Raw genomic sequence first — 23,829 nt, 5'->3', positions numbered from 1 at the left:
AAGCTTTCGCGTCGAGCGGCGGAAGGCCGAATGGGCAACAGCGTACGGCGTTAACGGAACCGCATTCCGCTTTTGCCGATATTTCCCGTTATTTTCCGAAAATAAAGGAACCGTACTCCGCTAGGGCCCGTTATTATCGCCAAATGACGTGCCCCGACGGACATATAGCGACCTCCGGTTCCGCTATCGTCTGCCGATCGCGGCAAGAAACAGAAACAACGTACGGCGATTCCGTTATCCTTTCACATAAACCAGCGCCCGCGAGCGGGCACCCAGGGCCATTTCAGGAGGTGTTCAAACAACGATGAATGGACGTCGTGTCCTTCCGGTTTTGCTCGCCATCGGAGCGGGCTTGTCGCAAACCGCCTCGGATGCCGCCGGAGCTTCGGCCGTGCGAAGCGCGGACGGCTTTTATGCCGCGGCGAGCCGCTCGGTCTCTCCGGACGCGGTCAGAGGCGCGAACGCGATTACGCCCTTGCCGTTCGTACGGACGGAGCCGGACCGGCCGCTCGCCTCGTTTTCGCTATTAAGCGACATTCATATCCAACAATACGACAAAACGTCTCACCGTTTGTTCATGAAAGCGCTTCAAGACCATTATAGCATAAAGCCGGACGCGAATATGCTCGTTTTAAACGGAGATTTGACGAACGGCGAGCCGGCCGATTTCGATACGCTGCGGCGATTGCTGGACCGCGTGCCGCACGCTCCGGTACACGCGACCATGGGCAACCACGACTATTACCGGATGTGGCGGCACGGCGATCGCTACGATTATACGCGGCTGGGGCGCGAATGGAGCTCGGAAAAGGCGGTCGCGCAATTTACCGGCTTTTTCGGTTACGCGAAGCCGTACCATGAAGCGTTCGCGGGCGGGGTGCCGTTTCTGTTCATGAGCGGCGAAGCTTATCGGGACGCGGACGACTCCATCGCCGAGGACGCTTATTTGTCGGACGCCCAGCTCGACTGGCTGGAGGCGCGGCTTGCGGAGCATCGAGCGCGACGGGCGGCGGCGGGCCGCGACGGGCGCAAGCCGAGGATCGGCGCCGCTTCCCCCGACACGGCCGCCGAAGTCGGAGAAGGCAGGTCGACGGCGCCGGCGGCCAAGGCGCCCGCGCTCGTCTTTCTCCATCAGCCGCTGCCGGGCACGCTCGACGGCACCTCCGCCGGGCTCGGCGTCGTACAGCACGAGCGGCTGCGCGCCATTTTGGAACGCTATCCGTTCGCGGTGCTGCTGTCCGGACATACGCATTGGGACGTCGAGACGACAAAGCAGCTGTGGCGCGGCTCTTTCGCCGCCGTCGGCAGCGGCTCGGTCCGCTCCGTATACGGGGCGGACAACGAACCGGTCAAACCGGACAAAAGCGAAAGCTTGTTCGTCGACGTATACGCCGGGCGGCTCGTCATCTGGGCGATCGACCACGGGAGCGGCCGCTGGATCGGGGAGCCTGCAGTCATCGCGATAGAAGACTAGGCCGAACCGCCATGGCGGAAACGGCCGGGTAGAAGTCCGGCGGCTATTCTCGGTTCTCCTGTCGGACATCCGCATCATGCTGAAACGACCGCTTCCCGGCATTCCCGCCGCCGCAGCCGACTGTGCCGTACGTGCGGCCCCGCCATTTCTCTTTTCCCCGCAAACGCGATACAATGATCGTATTCGCAACCGTATATCAAGAAAAGGAGACTCGGCTTGTGGTATATGACGTAATCGTAATCGGCGGCGGGCCTTCCGGCCTGATGGCGTGCATCGCGGCGTCCGGCGCGGGAGCGAGCGTGCTGCTCGTCGACAAAGGAGACAAGCTCGGCCGCAAGCTCGGCATTTCCGGCGGCGGAAGGTGCAACGTGACGAACGCCAAGGAGCTGGACGAGCTCATTCGGCATATCCCCGGCAACGGCCGGTTTTTATACAGCGCTTTGCACACGTTCGGCAACCGCGACATTATCGCCTTCTTCGAAGGAATGGGCATCAAGCTGAAGGAGGAGGACCGTGGGCGGATGTTCCCGGTCAGCGACAAAGCGAAGACGGTCGTCGACGCGCTTGTGAACCGGGTGCGGGCCCAAGGCGTGAAGGTTCTCGCGAACAGTCCGGTCGATCGGATCGAATACGAGGGCGGCCGGACGAGCGCAGTCCGGCTGAAATCGGGCGAGCGGCTCGCCTGCCGCTGCGCGATTGTCGCCACGGGCGGCCGCTCGGTGCCGCATACGGGATCACTCGTCTATACGCTAGTACATACTTATTTTAATTTTAAGCTAAATATGGTATAATATAGACAGCACCGGTTGGTGTTGCGCACTGGCCCCGGTTGAAAACTACAGGGCGCTTCATCACTTCCCCGTCGTGATGGTTCATCGGAACGAGAGCCGCTAACCATCGCGATTCGAGCTTTTACGGTTGAAGTCTGCAAAGGTTGGCAGCCCGCAAACAGCCGATGACCTTGACGGTGGGTAAAGGGTAACCGTAAAACCGTGTCGCCTGTCTCATGCGTTATAACGGTCACGTAATGCGTGGTCAAGTATGGATGGGCTTAGGGATCGAGGATATCTCGGTCGACCGTCTGGCGTTAGTCATGACGGATGCGGTAAAAAGAGCCGTACGGCAATCTGGAAAGGTCCCGACGCGTGTGCGTGTTTAAATATCGGGTAACGATTGCCGCCGCAAAAACGGACTCTTATTCTGTAACATCGCCCGATTGGTCGATTATCAGGAATATGAGTCCAACAAAAAGAGAGCGCCAACGCCCCGGCGCTCTTTTTCATTTTACGTCGATAATATCGTCCAACCTCACCACGACCGTATCGCCCCAAAATTGCGTAAGCGTGATCCGCTTAAAGTACGTATCGATTCGCGACACGACGCCTGTAACGGGCTCGTCACGGCCCCATAGCGTGAGTGTGATATCGCGCCCCTCTGCCTTCGACTCCTGCAATTTGCGGCTCATATCCTCCAACTCGGACTCGTCGATTTCAGGTCGCTTACGCGGTCCGCCTTTCTTTTCGGCCTCCGTATGCTCGACGATCCGACGCACGTGTTCGGGAAGCATCATGCGTGAGGACTCGAACAGTCCGTTACCTTCCAGCTTTTTGCCCATGGACCGGCTCTCCTTTCAGTTGCTGTTTGAGCAGGGTTAAGGCGTCGTCCACACCCCGGAAATAGTGCTGAATGACTTCGTCATCGGTGTGGTCTGTTTGGGTGATTAGGGTTTGCGTGGCTTCGATTAGGGCTAACAGGCGGTTCATATTCATCCCTCCGATAAGAACGTATGTTCTTATTATATGCGAAAATGGAGGGAAATGAACATGAAAAAATCCCCACTCGGTTAAAGTGGGGATCGGGTTAATAGATGAAGTTGTGTTCGCGCATAACAGGTTCAAGCAGAAGCAAACGCTGTTTCGCCCATTCTCTACCCTCTGGACTTATCGTGTGTTCTCCATACTGGTCTATTCCATTAGCTGCGTTGTATGTCCAGAGAATGGACTCGGCTATTTTGAAGGCAATTTGCTCGCGGCTTTCGCCTCTATTCGCATAATCCAACTTCATTTTAAGGTCACGTACATCGTTGCGGACGCGGTTCATATCAATACATGGGCAAGCAGTCTTATTGTCCGGGTATTCGTTATGTCCGAGTATGTTTTCTATGGTCAGATTAGGAAATACGCTTAGGTACGTCAGCAGACGAGCATACAGGCAATTACGCTCCATTTCGCTAAGCGGACGTTTAGACAGGTCGCCGCTTATCGATATTCCAACGGTATAAGGGTTGTGCCCTGACGTATGATAACTGAACGTCAACAGGTCATTGACCTGATAAATCTGATCGCCGACAATCACGTCATGGTAGCCGATATGATACCATCCAAGCGTATTAACGTGGTAGTTCGCATAGGCTTGCGGAGAACCGCCTTCTACGGCGCTGTGATGCACCGATACATGGGTGATTTGTTCAATAGTTCGCGGTGCATTCGGATCGTTTTTGCGCGATGGTAGTTGGTCGGTTATATCGATAACCGGTTTGATATCAAACGGCAGGCCCGTGATCACCGGAATATTGCGTAATGTCATTCTTCTTCACCCTCTTTGCGTCAACGTAGGCTTCTCCGAATACGAACGACATGACGATACCGGCGAAGGCCAGGACCGTATTGTTATCGATACCGAGGTCTAGTCCATCGTTCAACACAACCAGAATCGCCGAAATGATTGCCATCCAGAACTTTCTACTCTTAAATTTGCTCATGCTCCGACTTCCTTTCCGAATAGGGTAAGTGATGCACCTGGCGACAAAACGGGCAGCTGATCGCGCCGCCGAGGAAGCAATAAAACCAGTTCTTGCGTTCGATGGATTGCCGGTCGTACCATTTAAGCTTGCATTCCACTCGATCCCCTCCTTTTGTAGCAGTAGGTCGATTTTGCTTTCAATCCGATGCTGATTCTGAATATATCGTTCCGTATCTTCACGGAATAGCCACGGGAAGAACCTGCGTAACCGTCTCTTTACAGCGCTCGATTTCAGCAGCGCCAACAAAGAGGCGATTAACGCCGTGTAGCTTACCCCGTGTTTTACGAAACTTTGTCCGATTTCAATAAGGAGGTCGTACATGGTTCCTCCAAGGGCGGTATGATCACTTCGTACGTTAAGCGGTCAGCGGTTTCCTTGTCGTACATCTCACATACGGCGCGGTAATATTCGCTTTGGTCGGCAGGTTTGTCCATGACGCTGCACCACTTTACGATCATATGGATCATAGGTCACCTCCTAGCGTTTGGGAAGGGGTACACCAGCTTCGAGCATTCGGAGATTCACGTCGGCATAAATATCGTTCATTCTCCGCTGAACCTCGCGCAGTCTGTCCGATTTTTGTTGTGCTGTTAGGGATTTATCGGTATTGATTGTCTTCTTCTGATCATTCAGATCAGACAATTGTTTGCTGACAGACCCTTTTGCTGTAGATGTGACATATTTGCGCAAATCTTCGGAAAACCAACTTGGCAATGGCGCATCCACTTCTTGGTTGTCTCGGTATGCTTGTGTGATAAGTTCTTTCCCTTTGTAGAAATCGTCTGTCAGGTTATTCGTGATTTGAGGATCCACAATAAAGTTCCTCAGTAGCACATTACGAGGCGTTCCGGCCCCAACTTCGCTTGTCAAAGGAAGCAGTAGTCTAGCCGGGTCGCCCCCATAACTTCTCAGCAAATAATCGATTTTCTTCGGCGATGCTTTCGTTTGTTCGCCCAACCACTTGGCTATTGCCGAGGTGCGTTCATCGTATCGGTACTGTGGCGATCGATCTGATAACGCCATAGACTCGATAGGACGTCCTGCAAAATCTCGGTTAGAGAGCACAGAAGAGAATGGCGAAATCGTCGTGGATCCAAATGCCCCCGAAAGACTTCCTCCCGGTCCGCTGCCTTGTGTAACGCCTTGCAATGGACCGGATAAAGCTGGCGGCAGATAGGCGTTCGCAAGGGCATCCGCCATACCTTTAAATGCGGTAGGGTCATCATCCTTGAAAGTACGTAGCGCCGAGATCGTCAGTTCCCCAATAGCGTTATAACCCGGCTCCATGGGAATCTTCACGAATGTTCCATCATCATTTTTAGCGACGATCAGATTACGGAACCTCTCGCGCGCCGGTAACCTCTGATAATCTTCGTCGTCGGCAAACTGCATGTACTCGTACATCTTTGGCAGAACGGCCAGAGTTGCAACAGCAGCCGCAGTCCGAACTGGGTTCTCTTTCATCCCTTTTCCGATGCGGTACAAACCTTGAACAGCTGCGTTATTGTAAGGAACAATTGCTTCGATATCCCTTGTAAGGGCACCACGTCGAGAGTAGTTAACCGTAGACTCCCTTGCAGCTTCCATGGCTGACCTGACGCTCTCTGACGTCTTAGCGCCTCCTTGACGCCTCAATTCCTGCTGGAAGGCTGCAATCCTTGGTGCGTTCTCAGCGATGTCTCCAATGGACTCTAGCACTTTAAACGGAAATTTAGCGGCCTCCCATGCAGTACGTCCAATGTTTTGAGGGGATAAGATCGGATATCTTTTCATGCTTCCAAGTCGCTTATTTACCCGTCTATCCCCTTTTAAAGCTGCTGAATACTCGCCCCCAGCACGTCGGAAGTCTTGCGCCCAATTTCGAAGGCCCGGAATGTTCAGACGATCTCCGATACCAGAAAGGATTGCGTACAATGTGTCAGTCGACTGCCGAAACGGATTTTTCGACTGAATAGCCGATTGAACCAAATCCATTGTGGCTCCCTTAACCGCAAATAGTGGTGCGAGTGCTCCTGTGGCTCCTCGTTTCGTGGCATTGGAAAAAGCCCCTAATACATCAAGAAGGAGATTAGAGGCTTGCGGTCCCATTCCCATGATCGCCTTTACGATTTCCGGGTCGTGAACCTGCATGTAAACCGGTTCGCCATTTACCATAACGCGCACAATGTTGTCCTTGTCAAGATTTGTCCGTTTAAACAATTTGGCGAAATCGGTGTTCATTGCTTCCAAGAATTCTTCTTCGCCTTCGTTCAGAAGAATGTCCCGCAAATCTCGGATATCCTTGGGCTTCTGTACGATCTGAATAATACCCTTGAAGGAATCCGGATTGCGCGCTATTTGCTGTGCTACGCCTTGCAACGTACGGTTCCGCATTGCCGCATTGGTCCATGCCGTAGTTGCTTCTATGGTCGTTCTACGTGGGTCTACGATGCGTCTTGCCGATCCGGTAGGGCTAACCTTTTGAATGGGTGCTTTCTGTCCAGAAAAGGCCGAACTGACGGACTTTTGCAAGAATTTACGACCCGGTTTCTCCGACCTTGAAAACTGCCGTCTCATCGGAGAATAATTCTGGTTCTTTTCACGTAAGGCTTGATACAATTCTGGCGTAATTAACCCTTCACGAACACCATAGGTCCGCAGCATGTTGTCATTGAACTGGTCCCACTCTTTTGCGATGTTCTCAAATCCGGGATACCTCTTTTCGAGCATCGCGATCCGAGCAGCTACTTTTTCCGGCGTCATGGCTAGGGATTCGTCATAAACATTTTCGCCGCGTTCCATACGTGTTTTCGCATGACGCAACGTCAAATAGTCGATAAATTGTTTGTCATTTCCGCGCGACACCTTCTTGAAAATGTTCTCCAAACCTTCGCCAATGACTTCACCTTCTGGCGTTACAAATTTGTCACGGACGATTGTATTTGCGATGTTATTCGCTCGAACGGCGTCCATGGCTTTTTGATACACATCATCGCCAAGTCTTTTAAGCGGTGATAGATAGTCAACAAGATTTTGATAGGTCGCCCTTGCTCCGGCCGCAACTGCATCCTTGATACCCTCGCGGTCGTTCCGAATAGAACGGCTTACAATTTGGTCAGCGGTATCCAATGGCGTATTTCGAAGTTTTCGCCCTGTTCCAAACGGAGAGATTCCCACGCCTTGATCTCCGAAAAGGTTTGAAAACCAATTTTGTTTCATTGGCTTCGCGGCCTCTTCTGGAATCTTAGTATCAACCGGTACATTCTGTACTTCTGGTGCTTCAACGGCGTTTCGTGTGGCCGCTGTAACTGTAGTATTAGGAGCGTTGGCGCGATTAAGTAGCTTTCTCCCTGCCGCACCAAGAATAGGACCGGCAGCACCCAACCCGATGCCTAATGCGCCTCCTATAGCACCCTCTGTCGCGGCTTCTCGCAGGTCTCCGCTGCCCGTACCGAGCGATTGACCGATACCAAGTGGTACACCCGCTAAAGCCTCTGTCGCGGCTTCTCGAGCCACTCTGCCGCCTACACCCGTACCAGCACGGGTTAAGAATCGATCAGCCACATTTCCGGCAGCACGATACAAATTCCCGACACTCGGGCCAAGCGGACCGCCGCCTCCCATCGGCAGAAAAGAAGCAGCAACCGCGCTAAGGGCTTTTTCGGATCCTTGTGCCGGTTGCTGTCCTGTACGTTTCAACAGTTCTTCACGTGCGCTTGTGCCTGGCACATTCTCGACGTACCCACTTTCGGAACGTCGAATCATCGGGGCCGTAGGCGTCGCGAATTCGGCAATGACTTCGGATGGTCTGCCGATGATGTCGAGTGCCTTTTTTCCGACTTCCTTCGGTCTGGATACAATACTAACCGCGTCCTGTACAAATTTTTGGATCGGATTCGGTTCGGGCGGTTTGGATGCTTGTTCTGCTTCGAATCGTTCTACTTTTTGACCGAGATCGGATCTTCCCACATCAATCGTGGGCGGCTTCACCTTTAAATCTCGTTGAAAGGATTCCGCTGTAGTTGTCTGGTATTTGCTCCAATCGATCCCGGTCTTGCTTTTCTTGTTGTCCGTGACACCATATTTTGACCAATCAATAGCCATAGTGCCACTCCCCTTTACTTAGGATTACCTTCATTATCAAAGTACAAATTGTATAACTGGTTGTATCCGCTAATACCCAGTTGGTTAATAAGAGTTTCCCTCTCGTCTTTGAAGAACTGAGCCTTTTTGTTTGCTGGCATGCGGTCGAGGTTTGTTGTTACTTCGGCAACGAATGCATTGTTCTGTTGTGTTTGTGTTGGAGTCGATACTCGAGGTCTATTCGCTTGCTCCTTATCAAACTCGAACCGCTCATGTTGTAGCGCTAACTGTGCATTCGCCCTCGCATTATCCGCTGCCGCGTTTGCGAACTGATTCGCTTGTGCTGCTTCCTGGAGTGCATATTCCAAACCAAACCGGCGTACGTCCTCGTCGAATTTCTGCTTATAACGTTCATCCTCAATGGAGTCGCGAGCTTCGCGGTATTGGCGTTCGTACTCGAGATTTTGCTGTGCAAGTTCGTCTTGTTGCTGGCGATAATCGAAGTTTCGCTGATCGGTCCGCGCTTGCAATGTCGGAAATCCTCCTGCCACATTCCGCACAGCCGTGTCATAATCTGCTTCGTACCCAACAATGTTCGGATCCACGCCTGTTAATGCGAGTTCAGCACGCAAACGATCCGCTTGATTTCGATATCCGGTCATTTGCTCGGTCGATACGTTTCCGCGTTCTGCTTGGCGTTTCAGGTTCAGGATTTGGTCGATTATATCCCGGGCTTTCGGCGGTAGGTACTGGCCGGTTATGGATGCGTCAGCACGTGCGTTTTCCAGTCCCTGTTGCTCCAATGCGTTCATATCCCGACCTACGGCCAATAGGTCGAGAGCGTTTTGTCTCGCTAAATCCTGTTCGTCTCGGAATCGCCCATACTCCATTTGCTCGTATTGAGGTAAAAGGCGAGTTGCAATATCGTTTTCCGCTTGCTGTGCGATTTGGTTTGCTACGGTTTCCGAATAGGACGATCTACCTTGACCCGTCGCCCGGAGTCGTGCATTCGTATTCGCCTGCGCTGTGCCAACTCCCTGACGCGCTAATTTGGCCGCTGCTTGGAATGATGCGTTTGTCTCAGGGTTAAACTGGAACTGCGCCTGTGGCGCTGTAAACCGGCTTGCAACGCTCGTCAGTATCGATTTAAAGTCCGTTGGTGCTGCTGGCGCAGCCAAGGTCGTTGCGGTTGGTTGCGTTGGTTTAGCCGGTGCAGGTGGCCCGTACAACTTAGCCATGCGCGACGCTGCTTGCGAAGTTGTCGAGTTCGTTTGATTCTGGTAATTTTCGAAGCTGCCGAACTTGGAAGAACCTCCAGCTAGTGCGTATTTCTTGGCGTCTTCCCAGGGTTCCGTTGCCATCGTATCACCCCTTGTTTGAGTGAAAATAAAAGGGTATTCGGATTAACGTGTTGAAAAGGGGCTAAAAGCTCCCCTTCTCAATCACATCAACCAGTGTTGAAATGTCCGTTCCAAGGAATACAGATTCTTCGTAATCCTGGCTATTGTAGGACATCATCGAGTAGTACGTGTTGTACTGCGAACGCATTGAATGTTTCGTTGTCTTAGTTTTGCGTATGCCCTCTGTGAAGAGTATTTTAGCTTTTAAGGCTTCGAAGGAGTAACCCCTACCGATACGGTTAGCAAGCCTTATGAGATTGTTCACAGACTCCGTATAAGCGTTTGTGACGGGATGATCGAAGTAGTTGAACACTTCATCTTCCCAGTTCTTCATAGCTGTCACAATAGGTTTAAATGGAGCTTGCATCTCATCAGGGATGCGTCGAAGCCAGTGCTGGTACTTGTCGTAGGCTTCCAGACGGCTTTTGGAGTCCCATATCTTGAAGAAGTCCTCTTTGAGATCGTAAGCCATTTTAAGCTTAGGATAATTAGCCGTCCATAAGTCCAATAGAAGCATATCTTGGGCGGTTAGATCGTGCTGACGCTTCAATAGGACGTATCTATCACGCATGAGTTGTCTGCGTTGCTTAGGTTCAATCTCTTTACGATGAGACTTACGTATATCCTCTAAGGCGGTATTAGCCATGCGAACCACATGAAACTTATCTACGACAATCATAGCTTGTGGCATCATAGCCTTTACAGCGTCCTTATAAGGGGTCCACATGTCCATAGCAACGTATTGTACTTGATCCCTATTAGGAAGCCTGCTGAGATACTTTATAAGCGTCTCCTTATTGCGATTCTCCAGCATATCGAAGATAGTGTTCTCTTCGATGTTTGTGAGTACGCAACGAGGCTTTATGATGTGGATTTCATCGATACCAAGCCATTTAGGAGTTTCGTTGCGGAAGTGCTCATACAGGAAGTTCACGTAGTCACGGAAGATGTTACGAACCGTCTTCTCGTCCATGCCTACTTCCTTCGCTATGCTGGTGAATGTACGGCTAAGGGACTGCTGGCTCACATAGTCGATTAGACGCTGTGTAGCGAGCCTCTTATCGCTCATATCAAGCAGTATCTCAAAGCACGTTGTACCGCAGTTCTTGCAACGATAACGCTGTTTCCTGAACGTTATAGCGACTCTCTTACCGTGCATGGGAGTATCGGCATACAGTTGCTTCTTAGTACCGAACTTCGATAGGTGTTCTTCACCGAAACCACACTGATCGCACATATCGAGAAGCGGAGATGCACTCTCCGCTACGACGTGGTAACTATCTTCGGTTTCGTGTACTTCGAGTATGTTTAGACTTGGAAGGTTGAGTATGTTCATGAAATCACCTTAGAGTAATTGCTTTATCACAGGTATTCATCGCGATTTCTGTCGGATCGCCTTCACCTTCAATTATCTTGTCATAGCCGTCAAGTAGTGTCTTTACACGTTTCATATATTTCTCTAATTCCTCTCTAAGTCTTTTGGCGTCATACTTCAGTTGCGTGTTTTCTGATATCAGACTTTCAATTTCACATGCAACACATTGATCATAAATCTTCACAGTCTTAGAGATATGTTTATCACATACTTTGCTCATTTAACTCACCACCTTTTGCTTGTGATCTAAGTATGGCTGATACATCATAGCCACAGGAACAATGAATTATTTCCTGAAACATGGGGACAGGCATATTTCCGTCAAACGGAATCAATGAATTTTTGCAATTTGGGCAAACTATATCTTTTCCTTTCTCAACGTTAAATAGATTAAGAGGCTCCTTATTTTCATAGATGCTTCCCTTAAATTCACGCATTTATTTTCCTCCTTTTCATAGGTAAATGATACCACTCAATGGAGGTGATTTCAACACGATAATCCGATTTTAATGTAGATTTTCATTTATTATGTTTCAACACGATTTTCCGAATAGCCAAATAAAATAAGCCGCCCTAGGCGACTTGTGGTAAAATATGACTTGTACAACTGAACTTGGGCGATGCGCTTCCTCCAGAAAGGAGGAATGCGTATGAATCTTTCGTTGCAGGAAGTGATTATGCTCGGGATGTTTCTCATCGCGCTACTCACCTACTTAAAACGAAAATAACCCGCCCAGGTTAGCTGCCAGGCGACGGGTTATTTTTCTCTGACTTTTACTCGGAGGAACGTTCGCCCGAGTGTTGTACAGGGACAGTGGTGGCACACTGTCCTGTTTCTATTTTTATGATAAACGATTCGAAATATACGTGCAAGTAGAACATCCCTCATTTCGAGGGTGATTCAATTTTCATACTAAGCGCAAAATTGCGCTAAGTCACCCTCATTTCGAAGACAACTCAGCTTTCTGCTTTTCCAACTCGGCGATTTTCGCTTTCACATCGTTGATCGCTGCTTCTGCAGCAGGAACAGCGTCCGGCCTGTTTTTCTTTGCGTATTCAAGAGCCGGTTCATGATAGGTTTTCAAATTAGTTTGAAGATTTTCTATTTCACGGTCTATTGATTGTATAGTAGGTTCCATCGGTGTTTGGATATTACTTTGCATACTTTTCACCTCGGTTTGTTTCGCCGTTGTTACCAGGACATTCCCGTCTTTAAAATCAACGTTCAATCCAAGCGCTTCCGTTAAGGAACGTACTGGCGCGTAACTTGTTCCCTCTATTCCTACTGCATTATCCTTCAATCGAACGCCATTAAGATACACCAAAAACTCCGCATCTACTGGCTTCCCAATCAGTTTTGCGATGTCATCTGCATAGGCCGATGATACAGTTGCGATTACTGCTCCAACAACCACTCCAATAAGAAACTTTTTCATAATATCTCACCTTCCGCAACGATTTGCGGATAGTATACCATGATTTGGAATCAAACCCAACCGGCTATTTGGCCGTTTTGAACGAAGATCGATGACCCAGCAGGTATTGTCCCGGATACCCCGTTTGTACTAAGTTTGGCGTCTAATGCCTGTTGGAGTGTTTGGCTTGAACTTGCATTTTTTACAGCAGCCCAACTATCAAATATGACTGAATTGATGGCCTTTAATATTAAATCTCGACCCGAAAAAATCTGGATGTGACCGAAACCTGGATTCGATTTAATGACAAGTGCATCAATTCCACCCGATGGCGTTGATGAATTACTGATTGATGCTGCAACTGTACCGGTATCGAATTTGATTCCGGGGTTATTTGTAACAGCATCAGGAGTAATCTGCACGGTGTTCGCTGCAGCATACTCGGCGCTTAACAATTTGGTCGTTGAGTCTAACTGAATGCGGGGATATACCCCTGACTCCGCTGTTTGTATCAACGATCCCGTTATCGTGGATGCAATCATAGTAACAGCTTCAATGAGTCCAGCTGTAATATGCCCGAGGTTAGCACTAATTGCGGACAATTCATCAACCGATATTTTATCCGCTGTGACAGCACCTGCCTTGAGATTCTTCGTTTCAATCGAATTCGCCCGGATATTGTTCGCGTCCAGATTACCATTGATAATGAAATCTAGGTTTTTCGCGAGCATCGCCACGATATTTGAGAGATACTTGAGGTATTCTTGTAAATCGTTAAGGTTCCCCGTCTGCGGTGATGGCTTCACGCGTGATGTCGTTTGATCCAGTAACGCCATGATATCCCTCCTAGTAAAGCGGCAATGCGCGTTGTTGCCTCGTGATCTCGTACAGTTTCGCGTAGCCCGATCCTTCGATCTTGATACGGATATACTCTTCATTCGCAATGGTATTGACCGGGATAATCATACGTTGCTTTTGAATCGTCGCGGATCCGCTCAAGGACTGGACCTGCTGCCAATCGGAATCGCCATCTGCGGAACGGGAAAGCGACACGGTTAGGCTGCTTCCTGACGTCATTTCGACCACGATCCAAAGTTTGTACCAGCGCATCTTTTGGGCGATGGAACCGTTCGTGAATGGCTTCGTGACGATTTTCCACTGAATCGCATTTCCGCCGTCTGTCTCCCCTCCAAGATTCAATACACGACCGTCGTTCGTGCCGATGTACAAGTCATGACCCATTCGAGCGAAGCAGCTGACCGGAATGTCATTCCATACGCTCCACGCTTGAATACCGGGCCGTGGATCGTAGTACAAGATCGTACCAGGCGGAATAAAGAAATACAGCCGACTCCCTTCCGATCCTGCAGCGGATGTGTTGGCGATGTCCGGGATATACCGTCGTACGATCTCCGAGAACGTTTTGTCCGGCAAGACGCCGCCAGCGTATTCGAAGATTCCCACGCGATGCATGAAGCGCATAACGCCTTCTTGCGTGACCGCGCTTTTGTTATTGGAGAGTCCTTCGTCTTCTGTGATTAGTCGCGTGTTGAAGTCGCTTGGAACGCCTCCGTACAGTTCATGGAGCGATGACGGCATACCGATTGTAAGTTTTGTCAAGCCTCCGCTTAACATATTGATGTCTTCGCCTGCTGTTGATTCCATGTCCTTCACGTAGCTATCTTCGTCGTTACCTGCAAACAGCGTCCATTGTTCGGGCTGATCTAGAGCCGAGGCGTGAAGTTCCTTTTTCACAGCGCACCATAGGCGGTTTTGGTAGGTCGTTACGAAGTTTCCGCCCGCTGGTGCGCCATTTAAGTTACTTACGCTCGTACCATCGAATTTCTTGGCTGGATCCATGCCATTCATGCCGATTAGGTTGATATCGGATAAGTTCCCTTGGAAGTTGGTGAATGACCATTCCGCCGTTGTATTTAAGCCTGTTGTCAACGTCTGCCACGCCGATCCATCCCATTTGCGCATCGAGCCATCGTTAAAAACAGCGACAAGCGTCTGGTCCTTGTGAGCACCAATCCCGAGCACCTTCGTTCCGATTGCTGATCCCAGAACTGTGTATCCTGGGCGTGTAGTGACGGTTGGGTATTCGTCGGTGCACATGTTTTTCATGTCTGTAAACATATTTTCGGGAATAGAAAAAGCGTCAAACGTGTTCACGCCTTTGAATTCCCGAATCGTTATGGGAGGTAATATGCCCGGTATCTCTTGATACTGAGCTGGTTCATATTGGATCGGCTTTCTCATGCCGCACCAGTCCCTACATAGTTTTGAGCAGCTACATTCCATGCGGATCGAACTTGATTTTCAAAGTTCGCTGCCTTAGTATCATCATCGATTGTCTGTGCTAGGTAAGCCGCCAGTGCTGGTATATACGTCCATTGATATTCTTCAGGCGCATCGGGTACGGCATTCAAATTGGACGTTGTAAACGTCGTCGTCGCAATCCGGTAATATCGCACTGTTACCGTAAGTCCACCTGTATAAGGCGCAGGGGTCAGTGTTAATTGCTTCGTCCCGTCATCGAAGTTGTATGCGTTTTGAAGTGGCAATACGTTTTCATTGTCCAAATCTCGATACTTCAGGACGCCAACATTAACCTTATCGATGTTCTTTTGCCGCACGTCTGTGGGCAATGTATAGGTTCCTGCAGATGAGGTCGTAAACCTATAAATTTTCGGTATCTTGACCACGTTGAAGAAGTCTTGGTTAATCGCGTTGAGCCATATTACTTCTTGTCCTTCCGTTTGAGCATTCGGCACAAGTTGATAAGCTTCCTCGATAATTTGTTGAAGGGTTAGCAAAATAAATCACCTCGCATTATGAAGTGATAGAATAAAAAATGACCTTTACAGGTCATTTTTTCAAGTATGGACTTATATCCTTATCCCACACTAATATGGTCATGTCTTCAAATGTTAGTTCTTTGAACGGTTCTCCAAAGGCTTTCACCGCACTATTCCTATGAACGGACCCCCACCCTGATTTATCGAATATAACAAAGTTCGCGGGGGCGTCGTACCACTCTTTATCACTTAGAAATTCATAAGGTTGCATGGTTTCTGAAGGTGCTATTACTTGTCTAACCTGGATATCTCCGTTGCTAAACAAAGTGATAGGAGACGCCAACCAATAGGATGCGTAACCATACTTTAATCCATGACTTTGCAACAACGGTATGACCCGGTCAAATTGATTAGGAGCACGCTGAAACGATATGGGCGACAACATACTTACAGCGTACAATATAATTCCTGCGATATATAAGCGTTGCTTTTGAAGAGTCCATGTAAAGGAATTAAAGTGTCGCCCAACTAATATGCCTCCAAAGATGACAACAGGAATTAAGTACCGAGATGTATCCGTTCCTAGATTCATATTACTGATTAAGTAAGAAGATATCGTAATAAAAACGGAAATTGACAAGATCTGATTAATATAATCGATTTCCTTTTTCTTGAACATTTGATACACGAATATTCCAACGATGTAAAGGACTAAAAGCATTCCGCCAAAGTGTAAGAGCAATTTCATGGTTTGTAGGGACCCAATTGGTTTTCCGAAGAAATTTGCGTTAAACATCTCTAACAAGCCATACGTTGTAGAATAAATATTTCGACCCATTACAGCCAATTCAGCGAACATAGCGTCGCCTGTCCCAGGTACAGAGAATCCACCCAGTGTAGAGATTAATTTCAGTGTTACTTTCGATACAACAACCGATGCGACAATAATAAGAGGGGGAATTATTTCCCCTTTCCATTGTCTCGGGTTCAAATAGATTCGGTATATTCCAGCGAGGACTACTGGAATCCCTATAACCCATAAGGCTATGGTATCGCCAATTAATGTCCAGCAGAAAAGAAGACCAAAGTATAAATAAAATACCTTGTTTTGTTGTGCGTACTGCAAAAGCTTTATGCAAACTATACTAAAACAGATAGCCACAATATGGATAGGTCCTGTCAGCACAAGACAAAATAGCCCAACAGGAATACCAAGTAAACAAAATGCAGCAAAGGTACCTTTGGATTGTTCCTTATTGTAGACAACCCAAAGTGCTGCTGCCACTGTCAGAGTGTAGATACAGCATGGAACAATATAAAGCAAATTATGATTAAATCCGAATAAAATAATCCCTATTACATAGATTGGAATTTCCGTTGTGTAATAGGAAACTGTTGATAAGTGCCATCCCGATAAAAATATGTTGCCTTCTAAAATCGATTTTGCTTCCAAAATAATAGCAGCATAATCAGAATTCGCAGGAGTATGAATGGCTTGAGATAGATAATAAAAGAACAACACAATGCCAATAAAAACGAACCCGGCTAGTCGCACTATTAATTCCCCCATTACTTGATCCTATGAGGGATTGTACCACTTGTTACTATTTTTAACCACAATTCGACAACTTTTTATAACCCATACCATGTCCATGAAGGTGCAGCCGAATAGGTGATTGAAATAAATTCGCCAGGATCCAATATAAACATGCCGCTTGTTACTCCCGAACCAACCCCGTTTAGCCATATAGTTGATACCATTCCTCCAAAGATGAAGACCCGTACTGAGAATCCATTCGTATTGATAACGGTATCACCTGACGCAGGGATTGCGGGTGCAGTCAACAAGCCAACAGGGTTGAATCCAATGTTCTGACTTATATATTTTCGAGTGGAAACTGTTCCATTATCCACTATGCTTCCCGAATTATTGCCGCTTACAATATTCCCGGAAATTTCGTACCATTCATAATTTCCTGGATTAATCCATATCGCAAAATTATTTCCTGACCAGCCCCCTGTAGGACTAATTACGTTACCGCGAACTTTAAATCTAGGCGTGTTCCCACTTAAATTTATGCCAGAACCTGCATTTTGGGCTATACGAGATTCACTTACGCCCCAATCATTGACAAATCGAGCACTGATCCCGTCCCCCCCATTTCCATAGAAATCGCAGTTCACAAAATCAAGCGCTTTAATGTTCGGATTATTGAGTATAACTCCGTCGCTAGAATGGGAGGCGAACCAACAATTTGTGAATTTTAACCGCTCGACTGGTCCAGCTCCGTCTATAACCATTCCATTTGTTGCAGTATCGAAGTAACAGTTAGTCGCATATGTGGCGTACACCCCTCCAGTACCGGCAGTTGGAGGAGAAATGCGTAAATCGATATTGGATCGGATAATATCACAGTTGTCTAAAAAGACTGCTCCGGTTTGGGTAATCAGAATTCCTGAACCTGCTGGTGCAGTTCCGTTATCTGTTAGAATTCGGGTTAGCTTCTGGTCCGTCCCCCCATTTATTTCGATTCCGTTGTTTCGAAATTCCCGAACTGTAACCAAATCTGCAACATCCAGAATACCGGAGAGGTTCACGCCATTCCACATATTCGTCAGTCCGATATTATACAGAGTGACACCAGAACCATTCGCGTGATTTATGCCATATCCAGCCGTACGGACTACAGAAGAGTCCAACCCGATATTCTGAACCCAAACGTTCCAAGATGTGATGTTAAATATATCGGCAGTGGACGACTTGGTTTTGAAAACAGTTAATGCGGGTGAACATCCTTCGATTGTTACAGGTCTATTAACGTTGACGGTTCCTTCCAAGATATAAGTTCCAGGCGGAAAAAAGATCAATGACCCTGATGGAACTGCATCAATCGCCGCTTGAATTGCCGCCGTATCATCCGTGACTCCATCTGCTTTTACTCCAAAATCAAGGACATTTATAATTCCTCGCAAATACCCATATAAACCGTATTCCGATTTAAGTCGGAATCCTCCACGCATACCTGCAGTATCTGTTATGGTTGTTACGTTTCCATTAACATCCGTAGTAACTGTCGCAAGCGCGAGATAATCATTCCCTGCTGCGCCTGGAGGATGCGAGGTATTCACCCAAAAATCGCCCTGGTATATGTCCACATAATAAGTCGAATTGGCGTTTTTGAGCGTGATTTTACCGATTACGGCATCCCGATGTTGCAATTCATTATCAAGTACGAATTCCGTATCAGAGATATCGATTTGATTGTTACTGTAGATATTTTTGGTTACAAATCCACCTTGGACGACATAGGCGATAAGAAACCATCCGACATCATCAAACTGTTGGGTCTTTTTCCAATCAAGATAAGACGACTCTGTCTGCTTCGCGATCGGAGTGCTCGTATTCGGTAATCGGGGGTATGCCCAGGGATAAGGTCCGTACGACACTGTCTCACCACCTCAAATCAACTGTAAAACGCTCAAATCCGTTGCTTGCGCGTTGATAATCCAGTACCCATTGTTGGTACTTTACCACGTATTCCTGCGCCTGCGCTCCTGTTAAAACGTCTTTCAGCACGCCGAATACCAGAACCATGTCAAAGTTCGGATCGAATCCTGTAGGACCGTTCAAATTCTCCTTTGTGAGTGGACCAAGCACGGGTACATGGAAGATTTTCAGGCCCCCAGGAACGTCCTGACACGGCTTCGGAACGAGTCCAATGGTTCCGCTTAGAAAGTAGTAGTACGGACCATTATAATGCTCGTCAAACTGTCGATACGGCATCCGAAACCAGCAATCCGGGATATCCCCTACCGATGGCGTATCATCGGTTACAGTACCCGTATTGTACGTCAGAGGCTGCACCCAATTGTCTTGACAGTCGCACGGCAGAAATCCGCCGTACATCCCTCGCCAAAGTCCTTTTACATCGACATCGACCACATTCCCGGGCGGACACGGCAACGGGTACTGCGATTTCCCATTCAACAAATCGAGTTGTGTAACGACCGCGTCTGCTTGTCGTTGAGCCGGACCGTAGTTGCGGATCAAATCATCCCGAACGTTGGTCACCTTGCGAAGGATCGAGTCTACGGACATCCCATAATCGGGGTTAGCCCAGTTCATTTTTTCAATGATTTCCTCGACGACATCTTGAACGATCATGGGATCACAGCCGTTCCTGTAATTTTGACTCCATTCACGTAAGCCGTCTTGCCTTGGCGAATATCCGCTGCTGTGGCATCTGCATCGGACGTGTACGATCCATTAAGCCCGAATATCGCTTTTCCCTGCGCAATATTGCCCGCGATAAAATTCGGGTCGAATGCGAATAACGGATAATCCGGATTGTTAGCTTTGTAAAACCCTTCTGGAACCTCGATTCGTACCTCTGTCGGTACACCGCCTTGCCATGTGGCTTGTACTGGCGTTTTCCCGGTATGATCGACCATCGTCCCCGTTTGCAGTCCTGACGCATTCATGAAGGTATGCGGTAGAAGTACATGCTCAGGTTGTGCCGTTCCCTGAGTTCCTGCGCTTTTCGTCACAAGAGGATTGCTTGCCGTCCCTAACAGATTAGCTGCATCATCCACGATCCCTACATATGCTGGATTCCTTTTGCTTGTAAAATTCGCTGTCATCGATTCCCCTCCTTACGTCGATAGGATTCCGGCAGTACGAAGTTTAGCTAGTAGAGCATTAAAATCAGTAACTAATCCAGCAACATCCGTCGCTGTGCTATCGGCTTGTGCTGCAGCTTTTGAGGCCGTGAGTTTGGCCGCCAAATCCGAAGTGAGGTTGGTAATTTGAGATTGTGGCAAATCCGGGATTCGTGCGACTGCAAACGTACCGGATGTAATAGCCGCAGCGTCATATGTCTTGTCGTCCACATATTTTTTAGTAGCTGCGTCTCCGTCTGATTGCGGGGCTGCTGTTGCCACTTGACCGCCAAACTGATACATGACGAGTTGATCGGCCATCGGTGTTTGCGAGTATCCTACTGGCCCTAGCACATTGGTTGACAGTGTCGTGCCAATAACGATTCCAGCTATCAAAGGGTCGGGTACATTTACTTTTGGCGTGGCAAGCTTGGCGTCCGTTACAGCGCCGTCCGCGATTTTGGGAGTGGTAACCGATCCATCTTGCAGCATATCAGTGGTGATCGATCCATTTGCCGGTGCTGATCCTACGGTGTGAATTGGGTTTTCAGCCGTCCCCAATGGATTCCCATCCGCATCCACAAGTCCTACATAGGCCGGATTGCGCTTGCTCGGAAAATTAGCCGACATCGTTCTTTACCCTCCTCGTATATGGACGTTTTGCTTTATCTTTGATCGGCTCAATTTTGTCTGCCGTTATGTTCCCATTCAGTACTGCCGTTAATAGTTCATTGGTCTTTCTAAATTCTTGATATATCGCGTTCAACGCATCTAACTCTGTTCGAAACTTCATCATAACACCCCCTGATATGGGAAACGGGAGAGCCTAAGCCCTCCCTACTTCTTCTCCATGAGTCCATGGTCGATCAACATTTTGCGCATTGCATTGTAACGCCGAGCGAATTCCTTCTGGCCTTCCGACGCATCTTTATCGATCTTTATTCCCTCATAATGCTCGAGAATTTCGGTTTGTGGCTGCACATCCGCTACTACTGGATTCTTTCGGAGACGGTCCCATCCAATATTACTCATGGCTTGACCACCTGAATTTGCCATGTACCCGATGCCAGATCAATCGCAGCAGCTGTCGGGTTAAACAAGGACAGTTTGACCGTATCTGCAGCATCCACATAGCCGGATACGATGATGCCTTGCGTCGAATACGGAGGGAATACATTCACTCGGTCACCGATATCCGCGCCTGTAACCGTGAGTGCCGTAGAAACGACTCCGGCCGCAGCTGCTACGCTAGGCGGATCGTAGGTTACCTTGGCGTTGATTATTTCCGACCAGTATGTTTGTGCAGGTTTGCGGACTTTCTTATATCCCAATCCTTCGGTATAGGTGCCCCTCAACACTTTACTCATGCGTCATCCCTCCTTTAGGCCGGATCGACGCCAGTAGAACCGATTGTATACCACGGCGTATTGTAACCATAGCTCCAACGTCCAACGACCTTGAACTTTGCAACTTCCGTGTCAAAGTCCTCAATCGTTCCGTTTTCAGCGCGACGACGCCAGAACCAAATCGCATGTTGTCTCCGTCTTCCCGAATCAAATGCAAACCATGCTTTTTGACTGGTCAAAAACGGGTTTACAATAACCTTGATTTGCCCTTCGAAAACGTTAATGTTGAAATCGCTAGAACCCGGTTCATACCCGATGCCCTTACCATCAATACCGGCAATTTGGAAGGCGACGCGCATGTTATATGGGTGAACCATGATTTCATCCAAATTCGCCGCCATCAGAACGCCACGATCGTCCACCCAACCTTGTGCCATGACTTGTGCTTCGTCCCACGTATCGATAGTGAGTTCTTTTGTCATGAGGTTCGACTGAACGTCCACGCTATTTGTGGGGCTGTACGGATGCGATGCCGAATAGAGCGGTTGTCCATCGGGTCCTTTGAACGATTTCGGTCGCCCCAGGTAGTTTACACCAGTCGTGTTGAAACCGTTGTTGTAGATCTCGACAGCTTGGTACTGCTGCGTTTTGTAAACAGCATCTGCCATGCTGATAAGAATATTTTTAAGTTGCGGCACTTTCAAGTCGTCGACGAAGTCACGGTCAATTTCCCGGCCAAGAGAGTATTTGACATGCTCGTACTGAGCGCGCCACAACTCTTGAACTTCACCGTAAGCGACTTGGTTGTTGGACTCCTTCCATGGAATCATCAAACCTTCGCCGCCTGCGCCATCGAACAATTCAACAGCCTTCTGCGATCCTTCCACGTTGTACAGAATCGGGATGTAATCCTTTTTCAACTTCTGATCCATTTCGTTTTGGTAGATAGCACGGAATACCGGCTGAAGGACTAGTGGGTCCCAATCCAAATATGTTTGAACTGCCATGTGTGTTTTCCCCCTTTATCACGAGAACTGCCGCAGTTTGAAATAAACTGTGCACATTTGGTTTGTAGTGTCGATGTCTCGGATAGCGACAGCGCCGCCCGCGACAGTAGCTGCATTCACAGATAGCCCATCTGCCGCAATTGCAACGGCGTTCGCGCCTTCTGTGAAGCCTCCTGCAGGTGTGCCCGTATACTTAACCTTGAAGACATCGCCCGGTCGAATAAGGGTCACATCGCATACTTGGTCAACCCCAGCTACTACATCGGCATCTAAAATGCCTCCAGGCACATCTGTACCGGAGGCTTTTGTCCATCGACCATTTACAAGCTTTACAGTTTCGCCTTTTTTACCGGCCTCGTTATCCGTGAAGAATTTATCAGTGATGCGAGTTTCGTCCTGGTGCATATCGTTGTGAGCCCAGTCAAAACCCGGGCCATAAAGTGCCAACGCCATTGATATTCCTCCTTACCGTGATCTCATGTAATTTGTGGCTTTTTTAGGGTCCATCCCAAATGCAGCGAATGCACCACGAACACGGTCAGCGACAGGGCGATACTTTTCATCGACTTCTTCTTCGACTTCGCCTTTCTCGCTACCCAACACGCCCGAACGCTTGTTTAGGCGCTGCTGTTTAAGCCTAGCTTGCCGATCTTTCTCCACAATCGATTCGATGATTTTGTCGCGGTTTGCGAGTTCGTAAGCATCTAACGGGTGGTAACCGCGTTGAATCCGGTCTTGCATTTCCGGCGTGATCCATTCGTCGTTGCCTTCTTGCGACTGCTTCGCTAAATCGGGGTATTTGGTGAACAGTTCGGCCCATTGGCGTTCAAGTTCGGCTTGTTGCTCGATGGTGCTGCGCTCTTGCTGTTGTTTCTCAGCTTGTGCTACGGCTTCTTGTGCCTTTTTCAGTAATGGGTGATTGTCCAGAAACTGTTCAACCTTATCCGGGTCCAGGCCAGCGGCTTCGGCATCTTCACGCAATTGTTTGCGCAAGTCCGCGAATTGGTCCTTTTCCCGTTGGATGGCCTTTTGCTCGAGTTCATCAAGGGATTTTAAGTAATCCTCAGTCGATTCAAACCCGGCGAGTTTGGCGGCTCGCTGCAGGGCTTTTTCGTACTCGGATTTGCGTTCCCTTTCCTTGTCCAGCGCTAGACCTTTTTGCAAGATTTCGTCAATCTGATCCTCGGAAATCTCGACTTCTTTTTTGTTGAACTTCACTTTGCGAACCGGTTTAGGTTCCTCTGTGGCAGGAGGTGCCTTTTCCTCGTCCTCTTGGTCGATGTCTTGCTCTTGTTCCTTGGTGTCTTCGGTTTTCGCTTCCTCCCTTGGCTTCTGTTCGATGCCGAAATCTTTGAGGATAGAGTTAACCTTTTCGTCCAGGGAAATATCTTTCTGAGCGTCCTCGCTATGGCTGGCGATTTGTTCACTCATGGGTAATGCCTCCTTATCGAATAGCTCCTATGGCAGGGAGCAGAAATAAGCAATAT

General features: G+C 48.6%; 23 protein-coding genes and 2 pseudogenes. 2 read left to right on the top strand and 23 right to left on the bottom strand.

Features of this window, described 5'->3' with window-relative positions; all coding sequences use genetic code 11:
• The first annotated feature begins 304 nt into the window (after positions 1 to 304).
• Both PV407_RS26550 and PV407_RS26545 read left to right on the top strand, forming a co-directional pair.
• On the top strand, positions 305 to 1,474 hold the full coding sequence (locus tag PV407_RS26550; protein ID WP_332093020.1) for a metallophosphoesterase family protein: 1,170 nt from the start codon (positions 305 to 307) through the stop codon (positions 1,472 to 1,474).
• A 218-nt stretch (positions 1,475 to 1,692) separates the two neighbouring features.
• Positions 1,693 to 2,211: pseudogene (locus PV407_RS26545) on the top strand (aminoacetone oxidase family FAD-binding enzyme); the annotation flags it as partial.
• 542 nt (positions 2,212 to 2,753) lie between these two features.
• Here PV407_RS26545 and PV407_RS26540 read toward each other — a convergent pair.
• From PV407_RS26540 to PV407_RS26430, 23 genes and pseudogenes are all read right to left on the bottom strand, one after another.
• Positions 2,754 to 3,089: a YolD-like family protein gene (locus PV407_RS26540; RefSeq protein WP_332093019.1), complete on the bottom strand. Its 336-nt coding sequence runs from the start codon at positions 3,087 to 3,089 to the stop codon at positions 2,754 to 2,756.
• Positions 3,067 to 3,237, bottom strand: a complete 171-nt coding sequence (locus PV407_RS26535) for a hypothetical protein (RefSeq protein WP_332093018.1) — start codon at positions 3,235 to 3,237, stop codon at positions 3,067 to 3,069. Before PV407_RS26535 ends, PV407_RS26540 begins: the two co-directional genes overlap by 23 nt.
• 97 nt (positions 3,238 to 3,334) lie before the next feature.
• Positions 3,335 to 4,060 (bottom strand): peptidoglycan recognition protein family protein, encoded by a 726-nt coding sequence (locus tag PV407_RS26530; protein ID WP_332093017.1) that lies wholly within the window; start codon positions 4,058 to 4,060, stop codon positions 3,335 to 3,337.
• Entirely contained in the window at positions 4,017 to 4,598 is a 582-nt protein-coding gene (locus PV407_RS26525) for a hypothetical protein (RefSeq protein ID WP_332093016.1), read from the bottom strand. The genes PV407_RS26530 and PV407_RS26525 overlap by 44 nt, the downstream gene beginning before the upstream one ends.
• Before the next feature lie 156 nt (positions 4,599 to 4,754).
• Positions 4,755 to 8,360 (bottom strand): LPD38 domain-containing protein, encoded by a 3,606-nt coding sequence (locus PV407_RS26520; protein WP_332093015.1) that lies wholly within the window; start codon positions 8,358 to 8,360, stop codon positions 4,755 to 4,757.
• Positions 8,361 to 8,374: 14 nt separating this feature from the next.
• Complete coding sequence (locus PV407_RS26515) at positions 8,375 to 9,700, bottom strand: hypothetical protein (protein WP_332093014.1); 1,326 nt, start codon at positions 9,698 to 9,700, stop codon at positions 8,375 to 8,377.
• 61 nt (positions 9,701 to 9,761) lie between these two features.
• On the bottom strand, positions 9,762 to 11,075 hold the full coding sequence (locus PV407_RS26510; protein ID WP_332093013.1) for an ISL3 family transposase: 1,314 nt from the start codon (positions 11,073 to 11,075) through the stop codon (positions 9,762 to 9,764).
• A 4-nt stretch (positions 11,076 to 11,079) separates the two neighbouring features.
• Positions 11,080 to 11,334, bottom strand: a complete 255-nt coding sequence (locus PV407_RS26505) for a hypothetical protein (RefSeq protein ID WP_332093012.1) — start codon at positions 11,332 to 11,334, stop codon at positions 11,080 to 11,082.
• Complete coding sequence (locus PV407_RS26500; RefSeq protein ID WP_332093011.1) at positions 11,318 to 11,551, bottom strand: hypothetical protein; 234 nt, start codon at positions 11,549 to 11,551, stop codon at positions 11,318 to 11,320. Before PV407_RS26500 ends, PV407_RS26505 begins: the two co-directional genes overlap by 17 nt.
• Positions 11,552 to 12,055: 504 nt before the next feature.
• On the bottom strand, positions 12,056 to 12,550 hold the full coding sequence (locus PV407_RS26495) for a hypothetical protein (RefSeq protein WP_332093010.1): 495 nt from the start codon (positions 12,548 to 12,550) through the stop codon (positions 12,056 to 12,058).
• 50 nt (positions 12,551 to 12,600) lie between these two features.
• On the bottom strand, positions 12,601 to 13,365 hold the full coding sequence (locus tag PV407_RS26490; RefSeq protein WP_332093009.1) for a hypothetical protein: 765 nt from the start codon (positions 13,363 to 13,365) through the stop codon (positions 12,601 to 12,603).
• Positions 13,366 to 13,375: 10 nt separating this feature from the next.
• Complete coding sequence (locus PV407_RS26485) at positions 13,376 to 14,791, bottom strand: hypothetical protein (protein WP_332093008.1); 1,416 nt, start codon at positions 14,789 to 14,791, stop codon at positions 13,376 to 13,378.
• On the bottom strand, positions 14,788 to 15,348 hold the full coding sequence (locus tag PV407_RS26480; protein ID WP_332093007.1) for a phage adaptor protein: 561 nt from the start codon (positions 15,346 to 15,348) through the stop codon (positions 14,788 to 14,790). The genes PV407_RS26485 and PV407_RS26480 overlap by 4 nt, the downstream gene beginning before the upstream one ends.
• 52 nt (positions 15,349 to 15,400) lie before the next feature.
• Complete coding sequence (locus tag PV407_RS26475; RefSeq protein ID WP_332093006.1) at positions 15,401 to 16,900, bottom strand: hypothetical protein; 1,500 nt, start codon at positions 16,898 to 16,900, stop codon at positions 15,401 to 15,403.
• 62 nt (positions 16,901 to 16,962) lie between these two features.
• The gene (locus tag PV407_RS26470) at positions 16,963 to 18,777 is read right to left on the bottom strand and encodes a glycosyl hydrolase family 28-related protein (protein WP_332093005.1); all 1,815 of its coding nucleotides are present in this window, start codon (positions 18,775 to 18,777) and stop codon (positions 16,963 to 16,965) included.
• A 4-nt stretch (positions 18,778 to 18,781) separates the two neighbouring features.
• Complete coding sequence (locus tag PV407_RS26465; RefSeq protein ID WP_332093004.1) at positions 18,782 to 19,495, bottom strand: phage adaptor protein; 714 nt, start codon at positions 19,493 to 19,495, stop codon at positions 18,782 to 18,784.
• Positions 19,492 to 19,971, bottom strand: a complete 480-nt coding sequence (locus tag PV407_RS26460) for a hypothetical protein (protein ID WP_332093003.1) — start codon at positions 19,969 to 19,971, stop codon at positions 19,492 to 19,494. Before PV407_RS26460 ends, PV407_RS26465 begins: the two co-directional genes overlap by 4 nt.
• A 12-nt stretch (positions 19,972 to 19,983) precedes the next feature.
• A pseudogene (locus PV407_RS26455) lies at positions 19,984 to 20,082 on the bottom strand (head fiber protein); the annotation flags it as partial.
• A 744-nt stretch (positions 20,083 to 20,826) separates the two neighbouring features.
• A complete protein-coding gene (locus PV407_RS26450; protein ID WP_332093002.1) occupies positions 20,827 to 21,021 on the bottom strand; it encodes a hypothetical protein in 195 nt (64 codons plus the stop codon).
• Positions 21,018 to 21,356: a hypothetical protein gene (locus PV407_RS26445; protein WP_332093001.1), complete on the bottom strand. Its 339-nt coding sequence runs from the start codon at positions 21,354 to 21,356 to the stop codon at positions 21,018 to 21,020. The genes PV407_RS26450 and PV407_RS26445 overlap by 4 nt, the downstream gene beginning before the upstream one ends.
• 14 nt (positions 21,357 to 21,370) lie before the next feature.
• Positions 21,371 to 22,342 (bottom strand): phage head protein, encoded by a 972-nt coding sequence (locus PV407_RS26440; RefSeq protein WP_332093000.1) that lies wholly within the window; start codon positions 22,340 to 22,342, stop codon positions 21,371 to 21,373.
• An 18-nt stretch (positions 22,343 to 22,360) separates the two neighbouring features.
• The gene (locus PV407_RS26435; RefSeq protein ID WP_332092999.1) at positions 22,361 to 22,795 is read right to left on the bottom strand and encodes a hypothetical protein; all 435 of its coding nucleotides are present in this window, start codon (positions 22,793 to 22,795) and stop codon (positions 22,361 to 22,363) included.
• A 12-nt stretch (positions 22,796 to 22,807) separates the two neighbouring features.
• Positions 22,808 to 23,773 (bottom strand): hypothetical protein, encoded by a 966-nt coding sequence (locus tag PV407_RS26430; protein ID WP_332092998.1) that lies wholly within the window; start codon positions 23,771 to 23,773, stop codon positions 22,808 to 22,810.
• Positions 23,774 to 23,829: the final 56 nt, after the last annotated feature.

This window comes from Paenibacillus sp. GYB003 (genome assembly GCF_036577625.1).
Lineage (GTDB): Bacteria > Bacillota > Bacilli > Paenibacillales > NBRC-103111 > Paenibacillus_AB.
Note: the sequence above shows the minus strand (reverse complement) of the source record. Positions and strands in the feature narration are given on the sequence as shown.